The organism is uncultured Rhodospira sp. (genome assembly GCF_937138205.1).
In the GTDB taxonomy this organism is placed as follows: domain Bacteria; phylum Pseudomonadota; class Alphaproteobacteria; order Rhodospirillales; family Rhodospirillaceae; genus Rhodospira.
Map to the genome: position 1 here is coordinate 112,521 of NZ_CAKZOT010000114.1, position 22,221 is coordinate 134,741.

At 67.8% G+C, this 22,221-nt stretch carries 23 protein-coding genes; 19 read left to right on the forward strand and 4 right to left on the reverse strand.

The features are described 5' to 3' along the window. Nucleotides 1–40: 40 nt before the first annotated feature. The gene (locus Q0309_RS17885; RefSeq protein WP_299444520.1) at nt 41–523 is read right to left on the reverse strand and encodes a type VI secretion system tube protein Hcp; all 483 of its coding nucleotides are present in this window, start codon (nt 521–523) and stop codon (nt 41–43) included. A gap of 35 nt (nt 524–558) precedes the next feature. After that, nucleotides 559–1,212 (reverse strand): glutathione S-transferase family protein, encoded by a 654-nt coding sequence (locus tag Q0309_RS17890; RefSeq protein ID WP_299444522.1) that lies wholly within the window; start codon nt 1,210–1,212, stop codon nt 559–561. A 239-nt stretch (nt 1,213–1,451) separates the two neighbouring features. Between Q0309_RS17890 and Q0309_RS17895 the strand changes: the two genes are divergently transcribed. The 3 genes from Q0309_RS17895 to dxs all read left to right on the forward strand — a co-directional run bounded on the left by Q0309_RS17895 (nt 1,452) and on the right by dxs (nt 4,784). Beyond that, a complete protein-coding gene (locus Q0309_RS17895) occupies nt 1,452–1,748 on the forward strand; it encodes an exodeoxyribonuclease VII small subunit (protein WP_299444524.1) in 297 nt (98 codons plus the stop codon). Nucleotides 1,749–1,907: 159 nt separating this feature from the next. Further along, the gene (locus tag Q0309_RS17900; RefSeq protein WP_299444573.1) at nt 1,908–2,786 is read left to right on the forward strand and encodes a polyprenyl synthetase family protein; all 879 of its coding nucleotides are present in this window, start codon (nt 1,908–1,910) and stop codon (nt 2,784–2,786) included. A gap of 69 nt (nt 2,787–2,855) precedes the next feature. Continuing rightward, on the forward strand, nt 2,856–4,784 hold the full coding sequence (dxs, locus tag Q0309_RS17905; protein WP_299444526.1) for a 1-deoxy-D-xylulose-5-phosphate synthase: 1,929 nt from the start codon (nt 2,856–2,858) through the stop codon (nt 4,782–4,784). Between the two features lie 470 nt (nt 4,785–5,254). On the opposite strand, the gene Q0309_RS17910 is transcribed toward dxs, so the two are convergent. Together Q0309_RS17910 and Q0309_RS17915 are read right to left on the reverse strand one after the other, a co-directional pair. Continuing rightward, nucleotides 5,255–5,524, reverse strand: a complete 270-nt coding sequence (locus Q0309_RS17910; RefSeq protein ID WP_299444528.1) for a DUF2442 domain-containing protein — start codon at nt 5,522–5,524, stop codon at nt 5,255–5,257. A gap of 15 nt (nt 5,525–5,539) precedes the next feature. Further along, the gene (locus Q0309_RS17915; RefSeq protein ID WP_299444530.1) at nt 5,540–6,463 is read right to left on the reverse strand and encodes a folate-binding protein; all 924 of its coding nucleotides are present in this window, start codon (nt 6,461–6,463) and stop codon (nt 5,540–5,542) included. A 111-nt stretch (nt 6,464–6,574) separates the two neighbouring features. Between Q0309_RS17915 and Q0309_RS17920 the strand changes: the two genes are divergently transcribed. From Q0309_RS17920 to Q0309_RS17995, 16 genes are all read left to right on the forward strand, one after another. Beyond that, nucleotides 6,575–7,645 (forward strand): glycosyltransferase, encoded by a 1,071-nt coding sequence (locus Q0309_RS17920; protein ID WP_299444532.1) that lies wholly within the window; start codon nt 6,575–6,577, stop codon nt 7,643–7,645. A 20-nt stretch (nt 7,646–7,665) separates the two neighbouring features. Further along, nucleotides 7,666–8,649, forward strand: coding sequence for a glycosyltransferase family 9 protein (locus tag Q0309_RS17925; RefSeq protein WP_299444534.1), 984 nt, complete (start codon nt 7,666–7,668; stop codon nt 8,647–8,649). A gap of 169 nt (nt 8,650–8,818) precedes the next feature. Next, nucleotides 8,819–9,856: a glycosyltransferase gene (locus Q0309_RS17930; protein WP_299444536.1), complete on the forward strand. Its 1,038-nt coding sequence runs from the start codon at nt 8,819–8,821 to the stop codon at nt 9,854–9,856. A gap of 39 nt (nt 9,857–9,895) precedes the next feature. Beyond that, a complete protein-coding gene (locus tag Q0309_RS17935) occupies nt 9,896–11,230 on the forward strand; it encodes a dihydroorotase (RefSeq protein WP_299444538.1) in 1,335 nt (444 codons plus the stop codon). A 411-nt stretch (nt 11,231–11,641) separates the two neighbouring features. Then, a complete protein-coding gene (locus Q0309_RS17940) occupies nt 11,642–12,007 on the forward strand; it encodes an NADH-quinone oxidoreductase subunit A (protein ID WP_299444540.1) in 366 nt (121 codons plus the stop codon). After that, entirely contained in the window at nt 12,004–12,558 is a 555-nt protein-coding gene (locus Q0309_RS17945; RefSeq protein ID WP_299444542.1) for an NADH-quinone oxidoreductase subunit B family protein, read from the forward strand. Before Q0309_RS17940 ends, Q0309_RS17945 begins: the two co-directional genes overlap by 4 nt. 119 nt (nt 12,559–12,677) lie before the next feature. Beyond that, the gene (locus Q0309_RS17950; RefSeq protein ID WP_299444544.1) at nt 12,678–13,322 is read left to right on the forward strand and encodes an NADH-quinone oxidoreductase subunit C; all 645 of its coding nucleotides are present in this window, start codon (nt 12,678–12,680) and stop codon (nt 13,320–13,322) included. A 52-nt stretch (nt 13,323–13,374) separates the two neighbouring features. Continuing rightward, complete coding sequence (locus tag Q0309_RS17955; protein WP_299444546.1) at nt 13,375–14,553, forward strand: NADH-quinone oxidoreductase subunit D; 1,179 nt, start codon at nt 13,375–13,377, stop codon at nt 14,551–14,553. Beyond that, nucleotides 14,550–15,224: an NAD(P)H-dependent oxidoreductase subunit E gene (locus Q0309_RS17960; RefSeq protein WP_299444548.1), complete on the forward strand. Its 675-nt coding sequence runs from the start codon at nt 14,550–14,552 to the stop codon at nt 15,222–15,224. Before Q0309_RS17955 ends, Q0309_RS17960 begins: the two co-directional genes overlap by 4 nt. Nucleotides 15,225–15,239: 15 nt before the next feature. Then, nucleotides 15,240–16,535, forward strand: coding sequence for an NADH-quinone oxidoreductase subunit NuoF (gene nuoF, locus Q0309_RS17965; protein ID WP_299444575.1), 1,296 nt, complete (start codon nt 15,240–15,242; stop codon nt 16,533–16,535). Nucleotides 16,536–16,575: 40 nt separating this feature from the next. Continuing rightward, nucleotides 16,576–18,666, forward strand: coding sequence for an NADH-quinone oxidoreductase subunit NuoG (gene nuoG / locus Q0309_RS17970; protein ID WP_299444550.1), 2,091 nt, complete (start codon nt 16,576–16,578; stop codon nt 18,664–18,666). Next, the gene (gene nuoH, locus Q0309_RS17975; RefSeq protein WP_299444552.1) at nt 18,659–19,669 is read left to right on the forward strand and encodes an NADH-quinone oxidoreductase subunit NuoH; all 1,011 of its coding nucleotides are present in this window, start codon (nt 18,659–18,661) and stop codon (nt 19,667–19,669) included. Before nuoG ends, nuoH begins: the two co-directional genes overlap by 8 nt. A 23-nt stretch (nt 19,670–19,692) precedes the next feature. After that, nucleotides 19,693–20,181: an NADH-quinone oxidoreductase subunit NuoI gene (gene nuoI / locus Q0309_RS17980; protein WP_299444554.1), complete on the forward strand. Its 489-nt coding sequence runs from the start codon at nt 19,693–19,695 to the stop codon at nt 20,179–20,181. Between the two features lie 106 nt (nt 20,182–20,287). Next, entirely contained in the window at nt 20,288–20,899 is a 612-nt protein-coding gene (locus Q0309_RS17985) for an NADH-quinone oxidoreductase subunit J (protein WP_299444556.1), read from the forward strand. Between the two features lies 1 nt (nt 20,900). Beyond that, the gene (gene nuoK / locus Q0309_RS17990; RefSeq protein WP_299444558.1) at nt 20,901–21,212 is read left to right on the forward strand and encodes an NADH-quinone oxidoreductase subunit NuoK; all 312 of its coding nucleotides are present in this window, start codon (nt 20,901–20,903) and stop codon (nt 21,210–21,212) included. Nucleotides 21,213–21,221: 9 nt separating this feature from the next. Further along, a partial coding sequence (locus Q0309_RS17995; RefSeq protein ID WP_299444560.1) for an NADH-quinone oxidoreductase subunit L occupies nt 21,222–22,221 on the forward strand: 1,000 nt, incomplete at its 3' end.

Consider the following 22,221-nt stretch of genomic DNA (forward strand, 5'->3'; position numbering starts at 1 on the left):
GGCGCCTGACCGGCGGCGGCGCGTTTCAACTCCCGTGAGTTCAGAGATTGCCCATCTGGCGGGCGAGGGCCAAATCATACTCCCCGGTGACCGGCTTCGTCTTACCGTCCTCGTCCATGATCGTAAAGCAGAACTCGAGTTTCGTGAAGTTGAACGAAATGGTCTCTATGGGACGGTCGCCGGACGAATTGGTCGTGTAGCGGGTAACCATTGCATTCCGAAAGATATATTCGGCGACGTTGACATTGTCCAAGTGAGTCGCGACCTGGTGGACTTCAAGATGCGCGCTCGATTTCTTGGTGAACGCCTCCATGAGCAGCGACGCCGAGGCCTCGTCCAGGGCCTTCGTCAGGGTCACGTCAAAAACAACCGTTTCCGATGCCATGCGTTTGGCGGCCGACTGCGACGGTGTGCTGATCGCGCGTTCAAGCCCCCAGTCGAACGTCAGGATATCCATCCAGTCCTTGTGGGTGCCGTGTGTCGCATTGCCCTTCACGGTGCCGTATTTCGCAAAAATCGCCATGACCGTGTCCTTCGTGATGGTGTGAGAGTGCGAACCTAGACCTCGCTGCGGTCCACCACCCAGGGCTCGCGGTCGGCGTCGGCGCACCACTCGATCATGGCCGGCAGGGCGTGAACCGCCTCCACGTACCCGGCGCAGACCTCGTCCAGGGGAACACCGTAGGTGCGGAAGCGGCTGGCCACCGGGGCGAACATCGCGTCGGCGATGGTGAAGCGGCCGAACAGGAACGGCCCGCCGGCGCGGTGATGGGCGCGGCAGTCCCGCCACAGGGTGGCGATTCGATCGATGTCCGCTTGCACGTCCGGCGCCGCATCCATCGCTGGCCGGTCGCGGCGCGTGTTCATTGGCATCGCCCGGCGCAAGGCGGCGAAGCCGGCGTGCATCTCGGCCGCCACCGACCGGGCCACGGCCCGCGACGCCTGGCTGTCGGGCCACAGGCCGGCATCGGGGTGGCGTTCGGCGATGTACTCCAGGATGGCCAGCGACTCCCACACGGTCAGGTCGCCGTGGCGCAGCACCGGGACCGTCCCGGCCCCGGAATGCGCCAGGATGCGGTCGCGGGTGTCCGCTTGGTCGAGCGGGATCACCTCCTCGCGGAACGGAATGCCGGCGACGCGCAGGGCCAGCCACGGGCGCAGCGACCAGGAGGAGTACGTCTTGTTGCCGATGACGAGAATATAGTCTGCCATGGGATGGGGACCTCGGACGGGACAGGAGACCCTCACACTAGCAGGACTTCCCCGACCGGGCACAGACCTTGCGCGCGGCCAGGCGCTGTTGCGAATCGGTGACGGCGGGGTATTATCCGTCGGCCGGACGTTTCCCCGCACCGGCGTTTCCTGCTAAGGGAGCGGACCGGAGCGGTTCGCCCCACCAGACGAATGCCCGGGCCGCCGGCCGTTCCCTCACCGCCCCACCGAAGGTATGCATGGCGTCCAAGACCTCACAGCCCGCCGCCCCCGCCGCCGACGGCGCGCAGGCCGCGCAGGTTCCGGACGACATCGCGCGCCTGTCGTTCGAGGAGGCGCTCAAGGCTCTGGAGGAGATCGTGCAGCGCCTGGAGACCGGCCGCGTCGACCTGGACGCGGCGGTGGCGGCCTACGAACGCGGCGTCTGGCTGCGCAAGCACTGCGAAGCCCGCCTGGGCGAAGCGAGAACCAAGGTGGAACGCATCGGCATCGGCGCCGACGGCGGTCCGTCGACCACCCCCCTGGACGTGGAGTAAGGGCCGCCGCGCCGTCACCACGGGCGCCCGGGCGCCCCGCCCTGCCCCACCCCGGCCCGGCCCGGACCCAGGACACTGACCAAGGAAGACCTCATGCCCGAATCCGGGACCCTGACCGAAGTTGCCACCGACCGCCCCGGCCCCGCCCTGAACGCCGCCATGGCCGAGACCAGCGAGGCCGTGAGCGCCCGCCTGTCCGAGTTGCTGTCGGAGGCCGACGCCCCCGAGGGCCGCGTCATCGAGGCCATGCGCTATTCCGCCCTGGCCGGCGGCAAGCGGCTGCGGCCGTTCCTGGTGGTGCGCTCGGCGGCGCTGTTCAACGTCTCGCCCAGCGCCGCGCTGACGGTGGCGGCGGCGCTGGAGATGGTGCACACGTATTCGCTGGTGCACGACGACCTGCCGGCCATGGACAACGACGACCTGCGGCGCGGCCGTCCCACCTGCCACAAGCAGTTCGACGAGGCCACCGCCATCCTGGCCGGCGACGGCCTGCTGACCCGCGCCTTCGAGGTGCTTTCCGATCCCGCCAGCCACGCCGATCCGGCGGTGCGCTGCGAACTGGTGCGCGAACTGGCGGCGGCGGCCGGGGCACGCGGCATGGTCGGCGGCCAGATGGTCGACCTGATGGCTGAACGCGGCATCGGCGACCCGGGCCTCGATGTCGCCAGCATCACCCGGATGCACCAGATGAAGACCGGCCGGCTGATCATCTTCGCCGGCATCGCCGGCCCGATCATGGGCAAGGCCTCCAGCCGGATGCGTGCCTGCCTGCACGCCTACGCGAGGGACCTGGGGCTGGCCTTTCAGATCGCCGACGACGTGCTCGACGAGACCGGCAGCGCCCAGGACCTGGGCAAGACCCCGGGCAAGGACGCGGCGAGCGGCAAGACCACGTTCGTCACCCTGCTTGGCCTGGAGGGCGCGCGCGAGCGGGCGCGGCTGCTGTCGGACCAGGCCGTGGCCCACCTGGATGTGTTCGGCCGCGAGGCCGATCTGCTGCGCGCGGTGGCGCGGTTCGTCGTGGAACGAGACAAATAGATAGACAGCTCCCCACGGGTCGGATTCCTTGCGGGTCGGTTGTGTGAGTAAACGAGAAGGACCAGAGCGTTGCCAGAACGCCCCGAGACCCCGGTGCTGGACACCGTGACGTTCCCCCAGGACATCCGCCACCTGTCGCTGGATGACCTGACCCGTTTGGCCGAGGAAGTGCGCGCCGAGGTGATCGACGCCGTCTCCTGCACCGGCGGGCACCTGGGCGCCGGGCTGGGCGTGGTGGAACTGACCGTGGCCCTCCACCACGTGTTCGAGACCCCGCACGACCGTATCATCTGGGACGTCGGCCACCAGTGCTACCCGCACAAGATGCTGACCGGCCGCCGCGACCGAATCCGCACGTTGCGCCAACCCGGGGGCCTGTCCGGGTTCACGCGCCGGGCGGAGAGCGAATACGACCCGTTCGGCGCCGGCCACAGCTCCACCTCGATCTCCGCCGGTCTCGGCATGGCCATCGCCCGCGATCTGGCCGGCGAGACGCGCAGCGTCGTGTCCGTGATCGGGGACGGCTCGATGAGCGCCGGCATGGCCTACGAGGCCATGAACAACGCCGGCGACACCAATACGCGGCTGATCGTCATCCTCAACGACAACGACATGTCGATCGCACCGCCCGTGGGTGCGCTGAGCGCGCACCTGTCGCGCCTGCTGTCGTCCAAGCCGTGGCTGTCGGTGCGCAACGCCGCCAAGGACCTGGTCGCGCATCTGCCCCGGCCCATGGAACGCGCCGCGCGCCAGATGGACGAGTTCGCGCGCGGCTTCGTCACCGGCGGCACGCTGTTCGAGGAACTGGGCTTCTACTACGTCGGTCCCATCGACGGCCACCGGCTCGATCACTTGGTGCCGGTGCTGCGCAACGTGCGCGACACCAAGCAGGACGGCCCGGTGCTGGTGCACGTGGTGACCAAGAAGGGGTACGGCTATCCGCCGGCCGAGACGTCGCCGGAGAAGTATCACGGCGTGGGCCGCTTCAATGTGGTGACGGGGGCGTTCCACAAACCGGCCGCGCAGGCCCCCAGCTACACCAGCGTGTTCGCCAAGGGTCTGATCGCCGAGGCCGAGCATGACGACCGCATCGTCGGCATCACCGCCGCCATGCCGGCCGGCACCGGCCTCGACAAGTTCGGCGATCACTTTCCCGAGCGCTGCTTCGACGTCGGCATCGCCGAGCAGCACGCGGTCACCTTCGCCGCCGGCATGACCTGCGAGGGCTTCAAGCCTTTCGTGGCCATCTATTCCTCGTTCATGCAGCGCGCCTACGACCAGATCGTGCACGACGTGGCCTTGCAGGGCCTGCCGGTGCGCCTGTGCATGGACCGCGCCGGCTATGTCGGGGCGGACGGCGCCACGCATCACGGCGCCTTTGACCTGCCGATGCTGCTGTGCCTGCCGGGCATGGTGATCATGGCGCCCTCGGACGAGGGCGAGATGATGCATATGATGGCCACCCTGGCCGCCTATGACGACGGCCCCAGCGCCATCCGCTACCCGCGCGGCGAGGGCGAGGGCGTCGACCTGCCGGAGCGCGGCACGCCGCTGCCGATCGGCAAGGGCCGCGTGGTGCGCGAGGGCAAGGTGGTGGCCCTGCTGTCCCTGGGCACGCGGCTGTATCCGTGCCTGCGCGCGGCCGAGGATCTGGCCCAGCGCGGCCTGTCGCCGACCGTGGCCGACGCCCGCTTCGCCAAGCCCATGGACATGGACCTGCTGCGCCGCCTGGCCACCGAACACGAGGTGCTGGTGGTGGTCGAGGAGGGCTCGGTCGGCGGTTTCGGCGCCCACGTGGTGCAGACGCTGGCCACCGAGGGTCTGTTGGACGCCGGACTCAAGGTGCGCACGCTGTGTATGCCCGACCGCTTCGTCGAGCAGGGCAAGCCTGAGCAGCAGCTCGTGGACGCTGGAGTCGATCCGGCCGGCATCGCCGCCACGGTGCTGGCCCTGCTGAACGGATCAACAGCCCTGGCCGAGCAGCCGGCGCGGGCGTGAGGGCCGAAAGCACTTCAAAAGAGGGTTCCTCGCCCCGCTGAGCGGGTAGCGACACCCCCTCTCATCCCTATCATAGTCATACCGGGCCACGGAAATCGTGACACGTTTTCCGGACCGTCGGCACACGACCTTGGGAGATCCCTCGCGTCCTAACGGACGCTTCGGGATGACGTATGTATTTGCTTTTTTTAAAGAAAATCGTCATCCCGAGCGAGCGAGGCGAGCCGAGGGATCTCCCGCGTCGGCACCGCGCCCGGCGAATGGCGACGAGTCATGACTTCGGTCGGCTGGTATCACACGTCTCCGCCAGTGTTCGCGCGAGCCGACGGGTCGGCGCATGACCCCACCCCAACCCTCCCCGTAAACGGGGAGGGAGTCCGGCCGGCACCCTCTTTACGACGAACGCTCCAGCCCACCGGAAGGTGCCTACCTAACCCCTCCCCCATTTATGGGGGAGGTCGGGAGGGGGTTCAGGCGGAAAACAGCGGCTTTGGATGTGTGTGAATCAGATCGCCTCTCATCCACAGCGTGTCCGGGGACAGGTCGATGTCCTCGGTCCAGGTGACCACGCCGTTCGCGACATGGGCCTTCATGAACAGGCCGTTCTCGACCAAGGGCGCGAAGGCAGGATATTTCAGATAGGGTTTCATGTCGAAGCGCCGCCGGTCCCCGGTGGCAAATGTCACCTCCAGCGTGAAGTCAGGGTGCGGCACGACCTGAACGGCATCCGGACTCATCATCGGTCGGCTCCGCCCCTACCCCGCCTCGGCCGGCGCGGGCAGCGCCATCCAGTCCGGCACGCGCGGCGTCAGGCGTGCGTCACCGCAGACTAGCGGCGCGCCGGTGGCCAGCGCCTCCAGCCGCACCACGGCCAGCCCCAGTCCCGCTGTCTCGTCGATCACCATCCCGGAGCGCATCTCGCCGGCGTCCTTGCCGGCCTCGGTGAACAGGGGCGTGCCCGGCTCCGGCACCGGTCCGGCGATACTCACCGGCATCAGGCGGCGCTTCAGCAGGCCCCGGTACTTGGTGCGGGCGGTCAACTCCTGGCCCATGTAGCAGCCCTTGGCGAAGTCCACCCCACCAAGGTCGTCCAGGCCGCATTCCAGGGCGGTGCGCTTTTCGATGTCCATGTCGCGGGCGCCGTCGGGCAGTCCCAGGCCCAGACGGTGGCGGTCATAGGCCGAGGCGTCCACCAGTCGCGCGCCCAGGTTCTCCAGGATCGAGCCGGCCCGATCGGCCGGAAGATACAGCCGCGCCCCGGCACGGGGCAGGCGCGGGTCCATGAACACCACGCGGTCATCCAACATATGCGCCGCGCCCGCCTCGTTCGGCAGTCCCAGCACGTGCGGCACCGCCTCGCCCCAGACCGCCGCCACGCTCCAACCCTCGGCCGGCGCCAGCGCGATCTTGGCGCGCAACTTGAACCGCCGCAGGCGCGCGCGCAAATCCTCCAGCCGCGCGGCCTCGACCTCGATCAGCACGGTGTCGCCGTGCGCGGCGAGAACCAGGTCGAACAGCACCTTGCCCTGCGGCGACAGCAGCGCCGAGAACACGGCCCGCGCCGGCGACACCTTGGTTACGTCGTTGGTCACCAGCCCCTGCAGGAACCGCACCCGGTCCTCGCCGCTCAGGACCAGCAGGGCGCGGGTTTCGAGAATCGTGGCATCAAGAGCGGTCATTGGCGGGCGGTCCGGATATGCGGGTGAAGGTCCCCGCAGACGTAAGCCTTTCCGGGTCTTTGGCAAGCCCCGACCTTGGCAACGCGGGTGGCGCGGTCTATAAGGCCGGTCATGCGTATTCTGTTCGCCGACGATGGCGTTCCCTACGATGGGAAAACGCCCGCCGAAGCCCCCCTGGGCGGGGGTGAACGCGCCGTTGTCAACCTGGCCCGGGCGTTGGCCCTGCGCGGCCACGTCGTCACCGTGGCCACGGCGATCATCGACCCCGTGCGCGCCGACGGCGTCGCCTGGGTGCCCCTGCCGATGGACGAAGGCGAGCGATCGCTGCCGGCCGACACGGACGTGCTGGTGGCTGTGCGACGGCCCTCGCTGCTGTCCCTGCCGGTGCGCCCCGGACGGCGGGTGGTGTGGGTGCAGGGCCGGCCGGACTATCTGGTGCGCCCGACGGTGCGGGCGCGGCTCGCCACCCAGCGCCCCGACCTGCTGTACCTCAGCGTCAGTCAGCAATCCGCCGGCCCCGCCCTGAGCGGCCGCGGCGGCGGCATGAGCGCGCGCGTCATCGCGCCCGGCGCCGCCCGGCCGTTCCTGGAGACCGAGGGCGCGGCCCCGGCCGATCCGCCGGTGGCGGTGACCACCGCGCATCCGCTGCACGGCGGCCTGGACTGGCTGCTCGACCGGTGGGAACACGGCATCGCGCCGGCGGTGCCCAAGGCCCGCCTGCACGTGTACTCGGCTCTGCTGTCGGCCGGGCTGGCCGGAGAGGCGGTGCCCGAAGGGTTGGACCCGCTGGTGGCGCGTGTTCGCGCGCTCGCCGAAAAGGGCGTCGAGGTGCGCGAACCGCAGCCCGAGGCCGCCCTGGCCGACGCTTGGCGCACGGCGCGGGTGTTCCTGCACCCCGGGCAGGTCTGGGACCACGCTTGCTGGCCGCTGGTCGAGGCCCAGGCGCTGGGCCTGCCGGCCGTGGCCCGCCCGCTGGGCGGCGCGCCGGAACGCATCGCCAATGGCGATAGCGGCATGTTGGTGCCCGACGACGACGCTTTCGTCAACGTGGCCGTCCAGATCCTGACCGATGACGGCCTGCACCGGGGCATGGCGGAGGAGGCCCGGGCGCCGGCCCGCCTGCGCGCCTGGGACGATGTCGCCGAGGATCTCGAAACCCACTGGTTCAGCTTCAGCCGATGACTCAGCCAACCCCGCACGGGATGAAACTCCTGTTTATCACCAACAGCCGCATCGGCGACGCGGTGTTGTCCACCGGGCTGCTCTCGTATGCCATGGAGCACTACCCGGGCGTCCACATCACCGTGGCCTGCGGGCATGTCGCGGCGCCGCTGTTCGAGGGTCTGCCGGCCCTGGACCGCCTGATCCCCATGCACAAGAAACCCTGGGGCGGTCACTGGCGCGCGTTGTACGCGCAGACCAAGGGCACCAAGTGGGACCTGATCATCGACCTGCGCGGCTCGCCGCTGCCGTGGCTGCTGTGGCCGCACCGCACCCTGCGGCCTCAGGGCCACGCGGTGGCGCCGGACCACCGCCTGCGGCGCATCGCCACGACGGTCAGCAAGACGGGCTTCAGCCATCCGCCGGAGCCGCACCTGTGGACCCGGCCGGAGGACGAGGCGGCGGCCGACGCCGCACTGGCGGGAACCGGCGACGGTCCCATTCTGGCGCTGGCGCCGACAGCCAACTGGATCGCCAAGGTCTGGCCGGCCGACCGGTTCGTGGAGCTGGCCCGGCGCCTGACGGCCCCGGATGGGCCGCTGCCCGGCGCGCGGATTGCCGTGGTGGCGGCACCGGATGAACGGGAGGCGGCCGCCCCGGTGCTGGACGCCCTGGCCGGCCCCGGCACCATCGATCTGGTTGGCCGCCTGCATCTGCTGGCGGTCGCGGCGGTGTTCTCCCGCTGCGCGTTGTTCGTCGGCAATGATTCCGGCCTGATGCACATGGCGGCGGCGGCGGGCGCACCGACCGTCGGTCTGTTCGGCCCGTCCCGGGACGAACATTACGCTCCCTGGGGCCGACACTGCCGGGTGGCGCGCACCGACAAGTCCTACGACGAGTTGTTCCCGCCCACGCTCAAACCGGACTCGGTCACCGGAACCCTGATGGACACCTTGCCGGTGGACCGTGTCGAGGACACAGCCCGAGCCCTGTTGCGGAAGATCGGCGCCACCACGGCGGCCTGAGCGCGAGCGTTGACCCGGCGCGACCTTTGCCGCGAGGATGGGGCACATCAGTCGTCGCGGCGATGGCTGCCACCGTCTCGCCACCATCCGGCGTACGCTGCCCGGGCGTTCCTCTTTCTCTTCGGCGTCCGTCCGTCCGCCCCCCGCCGCGTCAAGGGAGTTCCGTTCCATGGATCCGCGCGTCTTGCAGGCCATCACCGGTGACCCCATCGGCGGGACCGAGCGGTTCTTCGAGCGCCTGGTGACGGCCCTGCACCGCGACGGGATCCAGCAACTGGTGATGCTGCGCGACGTGCCCGACCGGGTGACCCGTCTGCGCGCGGCCGGGCTGCATCCGGTGACCATGAAGTACGAAGGCCTGTCCTTCCTCGTCCGGCGCCGCATCCGGCGCTATGTCAACAGTTTCCAGCCGGGTCTGGTGGTGGCCTGGACGCCCGACACCGTGCACCACGTCACCGGCATGGGCGTGCCGGTGCTGGGCCGGTGGGGCATCGGCAAGCCCCTGGAGGCCTATCGCCAGTGCCAGCACCTGTTGGTGCACAGCGGATACGAGCAGGACACGGTGCTGGCCCAGGGCTGGCCGCGCGAGCGCGTGCACGTGCTGCCGCCGCTGGTCGAGCAGACGCCCCTGCCGCCGGTGCCGCGCAAGACCCTGTTCACGCCGGAACAGGCGCCGCTGCTGTTCGCGGCCGGGCAGATGACCGAGCGGCGCGAGTTCGCCACCATCCTGCGCGTGATGCAACGGCTGCCCGAGGTCTATCTGTGGATCGCCGGCGACGGCCCGGAACGCGATGCCCTGGAGACCATCGCCTACGAACTCGGCATCAAGCCGCGCGTGCGCTTTCTGGGGTGGCGCGACGACCTGGGGGCGCTGTACGCGGCCAGCGACGTGGTGGTGTGCACCGGCCGCGACGGCCTACCCGATCACGCGGCCATCGAGGCCTGGGCGCACGACAAGCCGGTGGTGGGCATCGGCCAGCCGGAACCGCACTCGGTGATTCGCGTCAATGAGAACGCCCTGGTCCTGCCCGGCGACGACCTGGTGACCATCACGCAGGGCCTGAAGTGGTTGCTCATGGAACCGAACGCGTTGACGATCCTCATCAACGCCGGGCGCGAGACCTTCGCCCAGGGGTATATGGTGTCGCAGATCCTGGCGCGGTATCGTGGCCTGTTCGAGCATATCGCCCATGTCGACGCGACCTGACAGAGGCTGGCCGGCAGGACCAACGCGGGAGAACGAAACGTGCAGACGACGGAGCCCTTCGATCTTTTGGTGCGTGGCGGTACGGTCGTGACACCCGCCGGGGCCGAGGCAATCAACGTCGGCGTCCGCCACGGCCGCGTCGCCGCCCTGGGCGTTCCGGACACGGCCCCGGCGGCGGAGGTGCTCGACGTGCGCGGGCTGCACGTACTGCCGGGGGTGATCGATTCCCAGGTCCATTTCCGCGAACCCGGCCTGGAGCACAAGGAGGACCTGGAGAGCGGCACGCGCGGGGCGGTGCTCGGCGGCGTGACCGCCGTCTTCGAGATGCCCAACACCAGCCCCAACACCGACACGCCCGAGGCCCTGGCCGACAAGCTTGCCCGGGCGCGGGGGCGCGCCTGGTGCGACCATGCGTTCTTCCTCGGCGCCACCGACGCCAACGCCGACCGGCTGGGTGACTGGGAGACCCTGCATGGCTGCGCCGGCGTCAAGGTGTTCATGGGCTCGTCCACCGGCTCGCTGCTGGTCGAGGACGACGACGTTCTGCGGCGCGTGCTGGCCGGCGGCCGGCGCCGGGTGGCGGTCCACGCCGAGGACGAGGCGCGCCTGCGCGAACGCAAGGCCATCGCCGAGGAGAAGGCCGACCCGGCCGCCCACCCCGAGTGGCGCGACGTCGAGACGGCGGCGCGAGCGACGCGGCGGCTGTTGACGCTGGCGCGCGAGACCGGGCGGCGCGTGCATGTGCTGCATGTGACCACCGAAGAGGAACTGCCCCTGCTGGCCGAGGCCCGCGATCTGGCCAGCGTCGAGGTCACGCCGCAGCACCTGACACTGGCCGCGCCGGATTGTTACGAGGGCCTGGGCAGCTTCGCGCAGATGAACCCGCCGATCCGCGAGGGACGCCACCGCGATGCCCTGTGGCGGGCGGTGGCCGACGGCTTGGTGGACGTGATCGGCTCCGACCATGCTCCGCACACACGCGAGGAAAAGTCCCGCCCGTACCCCCAGTGTCCGTCCGGAATGCCGGGGGTGCAAACCCTGGTGCCGGTGATGCTGGCGCACGTGCATGTCGGGCGGTTGAGCCTGCGGCGCTTCGTCGACCTGACCAGCGCCGGACCGGCCCGCCTGTACAACATCGCCGGCAAGGGGCGCATTGCGCGCGGCTATGACGCCGACTTTACCATCGTCGATCTGAACGCCGAACGCACCATCGACACCGCCTGGATCGCCAGCAAGAGCGGCTGGACGCCCTATCACGGAATGCCGGTGAGCGGGTGGCCGATGATGACGGTGATTCGCGGCCGGGTGGTCATGCGCGACGGCGCGACGGTGGGCGAGCCCCTCGGCGAGCCGGTGCGGTTCCAGGGCGTATGAGGCGTGCGCGATTCGCCGCAGTTTTTACAGGGATTCGGCGAGCGGCGGAGCATCTCCGCCGCGACATGTTCCACCCGAACCGGGCACAGGGCCGTTGCGGCCAAGAGATCGGCGCCACGCCGCGCCGCACGCGGCGCCCAAAACATCGGACGAGCCCGGTGGGCCTTGTTTCGTTTCAACGGCCTCTTACATGCCGGAAACCGAAGACGGTCGGCCGCAATGGCTTGATTGCCGCGGATATTCCGCAGTGCACATCAGGTTTTTTGCGCGGCGCAACGAGTCCTGGGCCGGTTCGTCGCAGTCGGCATGACGGCTTGACTTGTCAGGGGGCGTTGACTACACCACTGCGGTTTCCGGGATCCGCCCGCCGAACACTGTGACAATCCCGCACGATCCGCGGAGCTTCATATCATGACCGAAATGCTCCAAGAATACCTGCCGATCCTGATCTTTCTGGGATTGTCCGTGGTGATCGCCATTGGCGCGGTGGTGGGTTCGATTGTGGTGGTCCCGCAGAAACCTGATCCGGAGAAGGATTCGGCGTACGAGTGCGGGTTCGAGGCCTTTGAGGATGCCCGCGCCAAGTTTCAGGTTCGCTTCTATCTTGTTGCCATTCTGTTCATCATCTTTGACCTTGAGATTGCATTTCTGTTTCCGTGGGCCGTCAGCCTGGGCAACATCGGCCTGTTCGGATTCTGGTCGATGATGGTGTTCCTGGCCGTCCTGACCATCGGGTTCATCTACGAGTGGAAGAAAGGGGCCTTGGAATGGGAATGAGCGAATCCACGTCGACGAGCCTCTCCGTCGGGCAGCCGCTGCCGCCGGGCCAGGAACAGGATGCCCTGCTGAAGGCCGTGGGCGGCGAGATGGAGGACAAGGGCTTCGTCATCGCCAGTGTCGACAAACTTGTGAACTGGGCGCGCACCGGCTCGTTGTGGCCGATGACCTTTGGCTTGGCCTGCTGCGCGCTGGAGATGATTCACTGCGCCTGCGCGCGCTATGACCTGGACCGCTTCGGCGTCGTCTTTCGGCCCAGCCCGCGCCAGTCGGACGTGATGCTGGTGGCCGGCACGTTGACCAACAAGATGGCTCCGGCCTTGCGCAAGGTGTATGACCAGATGGCCGAGCCGCGCTGGGTTATCTCCATGGGATCGTGCGCCAACGGCGGCGGGTACTATCACTACTCCTATTCCGTGGTGCGCGGCTGTGACCGGATCGTGCCGGTCGACGTGTATGTCCCGGGCTGCCCGCCGACGGCGGAAGCGCTGTTGTACGGCATCCTGCAGCTTCAGAAGAAGATCAACCGGACAGGGTCCCTGTTCCGTTAGACGGGACACGGGCAAGCACGGACGTCCCGCTTGGGGGAGCGCGGGCGTGCCGGGGCATTTGTATGGCCGCCAGCGGTGATCCGTCCCGCGCGTGGCTGTTCGAGACGGGGTGGAAGACCATGCTTTTGTCCGCGGAACAGATCGAGGCCCTGCAGGAACTGGGTCAGCGCATCGCTTCGGCGCTGCCCGACGCGGTGCGCGAGACCCACATGTCCAAGGACGAGTTGGTGGTCAGCGTCAACCGCCACGACATCGTGCAGGTGCTGACCCTGTTGCGCGACGATCCCAACTGCATGTTCAAGCAACTCGTCGACGTCTGCGGCGTCGACTGGCCGGACCAGGACGAGCGCTTCGAGGTGGTCTATAACCTGCTCAGCCTGAAGCACAACCAGCGCGTCCGCGTGCGCCTGACCACCAGCGAGGATCAGCCGGTGCCCTCGGTGGTCGAGGTGTTCAGTTCGGCCAACTGGTTCGAGCGCGAGGTCTGGGACATGTACGGCGTGGTCTTCTCCGGCCATCCCGATCTGCGCCGGCTGCTGACCGACTACGGGTTCGAGGGCCATCCGCTGCGCAAGGACTTCCCGCTGACCGGAACCATGGAAGTCCGCTACGACGATGAGCAGGCGCGGGTGGTGTACGAACCGGTGCGCCTGACCCAGGACTTCCGCAATTTCGATTTCCTGAGCCCCTGGGAAGGCGCGCTGGACCCGGCCGTGGACGCGGCGGCGCGCGCGTTGCCGGGCGACGAAAAGGCGACCGGCTAACGGGCCGGCGGGGCGAGCGACCGGGCGGCGACAGGACGAGGCAGGCGAGACCATGGCCCAGACCGAGATCAAGAGCTACAACCTCAACTTCGGCCCCCAGCACCCGGCCGCGCACGGCGTGCTGCGCCTGATCCTGGAGCTGTCCGGCGAGGTGGTGGAACGGGCCGACCCGCACGTGGGCCTGCTGCATCGCGGCACCGAAAAGCTGATCGAATACAAGACCTACCTTCAGGCCCTGCCCTACTTCGACCGGCTGGAATACGCGTGTCCGCTGAACATGGAACACGCCTATGTCCTGGCGGTCGAAAAGCTGCTGGGGACCGAGGTTCCGCCGCGCGGCAAATACATCCGCACGCTGTTCTCAGAGATCACGCGCATCATCAACCACATCATGAACACGACGTCGTTCGCGCTCGACCTGGGCGCCATGACGCCGATGCTGTGGGGCTGGGAAGAGCGCGAGCACCTGCTGGAGTTCTGCGAACGGGCCTCCGGCGCGCGGATGCACATGGCCTACTATCGTCCGGGCGGCGTGGCCAAGGACGTGCCGCCCGATCTGCTGGACGATATGTACAAATGGTGCGATGGGTTTGAGAAGTTCATGGTCGACATGGTGTCGCTGCTGGACGAGAACCGCATCTTCCGCCAGCGCACCGTCGACATCGGCATCGTCTCGCAGGAGGACGCGCTCAACTGGGGCTTCACCGGCCCCGTGCTGCGCGCCACCGGCATCCCCTGGGACCTGCGCAAGGCGCAGCCCTACGATGCCTTCGACGAGATGGAGTTCGACGTCCCCGTCGGTACGACCGGCGATTGCTTCGCCCGCTATCTGGTGCGCATGGAAGAGATGCGCCAATCCCTGCGCATCATCCGCCAGTGCATCGAGAAAATGCCCGACGGCCCGGTGAAGGCGGACGACAAGAAGGTCACGCCCCCGTCCCGGCCGGAGATGAAACGCTCGATGGAAGCCCTCATCCATCATTTCAAACTGTACACCGAGGGCTTCAAGGTGCCGCCCGGCGAGACCTATACGGCGGTTGAGGCGGCCAGCGGCGAATTCGGGGTCTACCTGGTGTCGGACGGCAGCAACCGGCCGTACCGCTGCAAAATCCGTTCCCCCTGCTACGCGCATTTGCAGGGCCTCGACCTGCTGTCGAAGGGCCACATGCTGGCCGACATCCCGGCCAATATCGGCTCCATTGACGTTGTGTTTGGCGAGATCGACCGATGACTGCCGCGAAGACCATTCCCGATCCCGACGCAGCCGATGCGCCCTTTGCCTTCACCGAGGCGAATCTGGCCGAGGCGCGCCGCATCCTTGCCAAGTACCCCGAGGGCCGGGACCGCAGCGGTGTGCTGCCGCTGCTCGATCTGGCGCAGCGCCAGCAGGGGTGGATCTCGCGCGGCGTGGTCGAGGCCGTGGCGGAGATCACCAACACGCCGCCGATCCGCGTGTGGGAGGTCGTGACCTTCTACACCATGTACAACCAGCACCCCATCGGCCGCCATCACGTGCAGATCTGCACCAACCTGCCGTGCTGGCTGCGCGGGTCGGACGAGATCATGCGGGCCGCGCGCGAGGTGTTCGGGGACGCGTTCGGCCGCACCACGGACGATGGCATCGCCACCGTCTCGGAGGTCGAGTGCCTCGGCGCCTGCGTCAACGCGCCCATGGTGCAGATCGGCGACGACTACCACGAAGACCTGGATTACGAGAGCGCCAAGGCTCTGTTCCAGGCCATCCGCCACGGCCGCCCGGTGCAGGCCGGGTCGTGGGCCGACCGCCAGTGCTCGGCGCCGTCCGGGACGCGGACCACGCTGACCACCGACCCGACCACGCCCGACGGCGGCAAATGGATCGCCGCCGACAGCCCGGCGGTCTCCGCCGGCGGCGCCGACTAGGGAGAGCGCGCCATGCTGCTGAGCGACAAGGACCGCATCTTCACCAACCTCTACGGCGTCCACGACTGGACCCTGAAGGGGGCGCTGTCGCGCGGCGACTGGGACGGCACCAAGGCCATCCTGGCCCAGGGCCACGACTGGATCATCGATCAGGTCAAGGCGTCCGGCCTGCGCGGACGCGGCGGCGCCGGGTTTTCGACCGGCCTGAAGTGGTCGTTCATGCCCAAGACGGTGGGTGAGCGACCGCATTATCTGGTGGTCAACGCCGACGAGGGCGAGCCCGGCACCTGCAAGGACCGGGACATGATGCGCAACGATCCGCACAAGCTGCTGGAAGGCTGCCTCATCGCCGGCTTCGCCATGCGCGCGCACGCGGCCTACATCTACATCCGTGGCGAGTTTTATCGCGAAGCCGAACGCCTGGAGGCGGCCATCGCCCAGGCCGAGGAGGCGGGCCTGCTGGGCGACAACGCCTGCGGCTCCGGCTGGCCGTTCCGGGTGTACGTCCACCGGGGCGCCGGCGCCTACATCTGCGGCGAGGAAACAGCGCTGATCCAGTCGCTGGAGGGCAAGAAGGGCCAGCCGCGCCTGAAGCCCCCCTTCCCCGCCGGCGTCGGCCTGTACGGCTGCCCGACCACCGTGAACAACGTCGAGAGCATCGCCGTCGTGCCCGCCATCCTGCGGCGCGGCGCCTCGTGGTTCGCCGGCATCGGCCGCGAGAACAACACCGGCACCAAGGTGTTCTGCATCTCCGGGCACGTGAACACTCCGTGCAACGTCGAAGAGGCGATGAGCATCCCGCTGCGCACACTGATCGAAAAGCACGCGGGCGGGGTGCGCGGCGGCTGGGACAACCTTATGGCGGTCATTCCGGGTGGGGCGTCGGTACCGTTGATCCCGAAACATGTCTGCGACGACGTGCTGATGGACTTTGACGCCCTGAAGGAGGTCAAGTCCGGCCTGGGCACCGCCGCCGTCATGGTCATGGACAAGTCCACCGATGTGGTGAAGGCGATCGCGCGTCTGTCGGCCTTCTACATGCACGAAAGTTGCGGTCAGTGCACGCCGTGCCGCGAGGGCGCCGGTTGGATGTCCCGGGTGATGAACCGGATGGTCAGGGGCGATGCCGAGATCGAGGAAATCGATATCCTGGAAGAGGTGACGCGCCAGATCGAGGGCCACACCATCTGCGCCCTGGGCGACGCGGCGGCGTGGCCGATCCAGGGATTGATCCGGCACTTCCGTCCGGAGCTTGAGCGTCGTATTCAGGCACGCAAGGGTGTGGCGCCGACCCCTGCGGCGGCCGAGTAGGTCCGGGTGTGACGGGGGCGAGGAAGGAAGGGACGCGGGTATGCCCAAGCTGACCATTGACGGCATCGAGGTCGAGGCCGACGCCGGAATGACCATCATGCAGGCCGCCGACATGGTGGGCATCGAGATTCCCCGATTCTGCTATCACGAGCGCCTGTCCATTGCCGGCAACTGTCGCATGTGTCTGGTGGAGGTCAAGCCCGGCCCGCCCAAGCCGGCCGCCGCCTGTGCCCTGCCCATCTCTGAGGGGATGCAGGTCTGGACTCAGTCCGATCTGGCCAAAAAGGCGCGCAAGGGGGTGATGGAGTTCCTGCTCATCAACCACCCGCTGGATTGCCCGATCTGCGACCAGGGTGGCGAGTGCGACCTGCAGGATCAGGCCATGGCCTTTGGCTCCGACCGCTCGCGGTATATCGAGCACAAACGCGCGGTCCCCGAGAAGTACCTGGGCCCCCTGGTCAAAACGTCCATGAACCGGTGCATCCACTGCACCCGCTGCGTGCGCTTCATCACCGAGGTGGCCGGGATCCCGGAACTGGGCATGATCGGGCGCGGCGAGGATTCCGAGATCACGTCGTACGTCGAAAAGGCCCTGACCAGCGAACTGTCCGGCAACATTGTCGACCTGTGCCCGGTGGGGGCGCTGACCAGCGCGCCCTACGCCTTCCACGCGCGTCCGTGGGAGTTGCGCAAGGTTCAGTCCATCGACGCGCTGGACGCGGTCGGCTCCGCCATCCGCGTGGATGTGCGTGGCAATGCCGTCATGCGGGTGCTGCCGCGCCTGAACGAGGACGTCAATGAGGAGTGGCTGGCCGATAAGTCGCGCCACGCCATCGACGGCCTGCGCTATCAGCGCCTGGATCGGCCTTATGTGCGCGAGAACGGCACGCTCCGCCCGGCTTCGTGGGAGGAGGCTTTGCGGGCCGTGGCCGGCCGCCTGCTGGCCACCGACGCCGACAAGGTCGCGGCCATCGCCGGCGACATGGCCGACGCCGAGGCCATGGTTCTGCTGAAGGACCTGATGGGCGTGATCGGCAGCCCGCACCTCGATTGCCGGCAGGACGGCGCGGCGCTCGATCCGACGGACCGCGCCGGCTATCTGTTCAACCCGACCATCCCGGGCATCGAGGACGCCGACGCGCTGCTGATCGTCGGCTCCGATCCGCGCTGGGAGGCGCCGATCCTCAACGCCCGCATCCGCAAGCGCTACCTGATGGGCAAGTTCCCGATCGGCGTGCTGGGACCGCGCACCGACCTGACCTACAAAGTGCAGGACCTGGGCAACGATCCGAAGACGCTGGAAACGCTGGCCGGTGGCAAGCACGACTTCGCCAAGGTTCTGGAGGCGGCCCAGCGGCCGCTGATCCTGGTGGGCATGGGGGCGCTGGCGCGACCCGACGGCGCCGCCGTCATGGGCTGGGTGCGGCGCATCGCCGAACGCGTCGGCGCCATTTCAGAGGATTGGAACGGTCTCGGCGTGCTGCACACCGCCGCCGCACGCGTCGGCGGCCTGGACCTGGGCTTCGTTCCCGGCGAGGGCGGCCGCGACACCAACGCCATCCTGGAGGGCGCCGAGAAGGGCGATATTCAGGTGGTCTACCTGCTGGGCGCCGACGAGATCGACACGGCCCTCCTGGGCGAGGCGTTCGTGATCTATCAGGGCCACCACGGCGACGCCGGCGCCAACCGCGCCGACGTGATCCTGCCGGGGGCCGCCTACACCGAAAAGGACGCCAGCTACGTCAACACCGAGGGCCGTCTGCAACGAACCTGGCTTGGCGTGCACCCGCCCGGCGAGGCGCGCGAGGACTGGCGGATCATCCGCGCCCTGTCGGGGGCCATGGGCAAGCCCCTGTCCCAGAACACGCTGGAAGCCGTGCGCGCGCGCCTGGCCGAGGTTTCGCCGACGTTCGCGCCGGACAACGAGGGCGCGGTCGTACCGGCGCCCGCCACGACCGGGTTCGCCCGCTTCTCGGGCCGGCTGGAGGCGACGCCGTTCGCCACGCCGATCAAGAACTACTACATGACCGATCCCATCAGCCGGGCCTCGCGCACCATGGCCGAGTGCACGGCCGTCTACATCAACGCCGCCGGCACCGGCGACAGCAAGCGGACGGGGACCGATGGCTGACTTGTGGAGCGTTTATCTCTGGCCGCTGATCATCATCGTCGCGCAGATCCTGGCGATCGTGCTGCCGTTGCTGCTGGCGGTCGCCTACCTGACCTATGCGGAACGCAAGGTCATCGGCGCCATCCAGATGCGCAAGGGGCCGAACGTGGTGGGGCCGTTCGGCCTGCTGCAGCCCATCGCCGACGGGGCCAAGCTGTTCCTGAAGGAAACGGTGATCCCCACCGGGGCCGATCGGGCGGTGTTCGTGCTGGCGCCGATGCTGACCTTCATCCTGGCGCTGATCGGCTGGGCGGTGATTCCGTTTGACGAGGGCTGGGTGCTGGCCGACATCAACGTCGGCGTGCTGTACCTGCTGGCCATCTCCGGCCTGGGCGTGTACGGCATCATCATGGCCGGCTGGGCATCGAACTCGCGCTATGCCCTGCTGGGGGGCTTGCGCTCGGCGGCGCAGATGGTCTCCTACGAAATCAGCATGGGCCTGATCATCATCTCCGTGCTGCTGTCGGCGGGCACCCTGAACCTGACGGAGATCGTCAACGCCCAACAGGGCATGTGGTACGCCCTGCCGCACTTCCCGATGTTCGTGATCTTCGTCGTCTCCATCCTGGCGGAGACAAACCGCGCGCCGTTCGACCTGCCGGAGGCCGAGGCCGAACTGGTGTCGGGCTACAACGTCGAGTACTCGGCGATGACCTTCGCCCTGTTCTTCCTGGGCGAATACGCGAACATGATCCTGATGAGCGGGATCGCCGTGGTGCTGTTCCTGGGCGGCTGGCTGCCGCCGATCGACGCCGCGCCGTTCACCTGGATCCCGGGCGTGATCTGGTTCGCGCTCAAGGTGTGCTTTATCCTGTTCATCTTCCTTTGGGCGCGGGCCACCTTCCCGCGCTACCGCTATGACCAGCTCATGCGGCTGGGATGGAAGGTGTTCCTGCCGTTGTCGCTGGCCTGGGTCGTTGCGACGGCCGGCGTGATGGTGACCTTCGACCTGCTGCCGGCCTGATCCGGAGAGGAGAGGAGTTCAAGATGTCATTCCTCGACCGCACTGCCCGGAGCGTTCTGTTGTCCGAGCTGGTCTCGGGCCTGGTCCTGACCTTCCGGTACATGCTGAAGCCGAAGTACACCATCAACTATCCGTACCAGAAGGGATACCTGAGCCCGCGCTTCCGGGGCGAGCACGCCCTGCGCCGCTATCCGAACGGGGAAGAGCGCTGCATCGCCTGCAAGCTGTGCGAGGCCATCTGCCCGGCCCAGGCCATCACCATCGAGGCGGAAGAACGAACCGACGGCAGCCGCCGCACGACTCGCTACGACATCGACATGACCAAGTGCATCTACTGCGGCTTCTGCGAGGAGGCCTGCCCGGTGGATGCCATCGTCGAGGGACCGAACTTCGAATTCGCCACCGAGACGCGCGAGGAACTGTTGTACGACAAGGACAAGCTGCTGGCCAACGGCGACCGCTGGGAGGCGGAACTGGCCAAGCGGCTGGAACTGGACGCCCCGTATCGGTAAGACCGTATCGCTAAGAACGCCACAAAACACAGGGCGACAGGGAGAGAGGAATGCACACGCCGAGCGAAACCCGGGCCATGGCCGGGCCGGGAAAGGGGGGTCGCGGATGATTCATGCCCTGACGTTCTATCTGTTCGCGGTGGTCGCGGTGGCATCCGGCCTTATGGTGGTGACCAGTCGCAACCCGGTGCACAGCGTGCTCTGGCTGATCCTGGCGTTCTTCAACGGCGCCGGGCTGTTCGTGCTGATGGGCGCCGAGTTCGTGGCCATGCTGGTCATCGTCGTCTATGTCGGCGCCGTGGCGGTGCTGTTCCTGTTCGTCGTCATGATGCTGGACATCAACCTGCTGGGCCTGCGCGAGGGGATGCTGAAGTATCTGCCCATCGGCGCCGCCCTGGGCGTGGTGCTGGTGGTGGAGATCGGGTTGCTGGCGGTCGACTGGACCTTCGCCAGCGAGGCCATGACCCTGCGCGCCGCGCCGACACCCGATGTGGCCGAGGTGAGCAACACGGAGGCGCTGGGCAACCTGCTGTACACCCAGTACGTCTACCTGTTCCAGGTGTCGGGCCTGATCCTGTTCGTGGCGATGATCGGCGCCATCGTGCTGACCCTGCGGGTCAACCCCAACGTCCGGCGTCAGGCCATTTCCCGACAGATCAGCCGGCCGAAGAGCGAGGTCGTGGCCGTGCGGCAGGTCCGCAACCGGGAGGGCATCTGACATGTGGGAGATCGGTCTCGCACATTACCTGACGGTCGCGGCGATCCTGTTCGCCACCGGCGTGTTCGGCATCTTCGCCAACAAGAAGAACGTCGTCATCATCATGATGTCGATCGAACTGATGCTGCTGGCCGTCACCATCAACATGGTGACCTTCTCGGCATATCTGCAGGACATGGTCGGGCAGATCTTCACCATGTTCATCCTGACCGTCGCGGCGGCCGAGGCAGGCATCGGTTTGGCCATTGTTGTGGTGTTCTTCCGCAACCGCGGCTCGATCGAGGTCGAGGACATCAACAGCCTGAAGGGGTAAGGCCGGACCATGACCGTTGCAGCCATTTTCCTGCCGCTCCTGGGCGCCATCGTCGTCGGCCTGTTCGGCCGCCGCCTGGGCGACACCCTGTCGCAGTGGCTGACCTGCGGGGCCATGGGCGCCAGCGCCCTGCTGTCCGTGCCGATCTTCATCGACGTGGCCCTGAACGGCAACGCGCAGACGGTGCCGTTGCTGACCTTCATCGACTCCGGCGACCTGCTGGTGAACTGGGCGCTGAAGTTCGACACCCTGTCGGCGGTCATGGTGCTGACGGTCAGTTGGGTGTCGTTCCTGGTGCATGTGTACTCCATTGGGTACATGCACCATGACCCGGGCGTGCCGCGCTTCATGGCCTATCTGTCGCTGTTCACCTTCTTCATGTTCATGCTGGTGACCGCCGACAACCTCATCCAGCTGTTCTTCGGCTGGGAGGGCGTGGGGCTGGCCTCGTATCTGCTCATCGGCTTCTGGTACGAGCGCCCGGCGGCCAACGCGGCGGCCATCAAGGCGTTCGTGGTCAACCGCGTGGGTGATTTCGGCTTTGCCCTGGGCATTTTCGGCGCGTTCGTCTTGTTCGGCACCATCAACATGGATGCCATGTTCGCCGCCGTGCCCGAGATGGCGGGGACCTCGCTGACCTTCCTGGGCGTCGAGTGGCCGGCGCTGGAGATCATCTGCGTGCTGCTGTTCCTCGGCGCCATGGGCAAGTCGGCGCAGATCGGCCTGCACACCTGGCTGCCGGACGCCATGGAAGGCCCGACTCCGGTCTCGGCGCTGATCCACGCCGCCACCATGGTCACCGCCGGCGTGTTCATGGTCGCGCGCATGTCGCCGCTGTTCGAATACGCGCCGGTGGCCATGGCCATCGTCGTGGTGGTGGGCGCGGCGACGGCGTTCTTCGCCGCCACCATCGGCTGCGTGCAGAACGACATCAAGCGGGTGATCGCCTACTCCACCTGCTCGCAGCTCGGCTACATGTTCTTCGCCCTGGGCGTGGGCGCCTATCAGG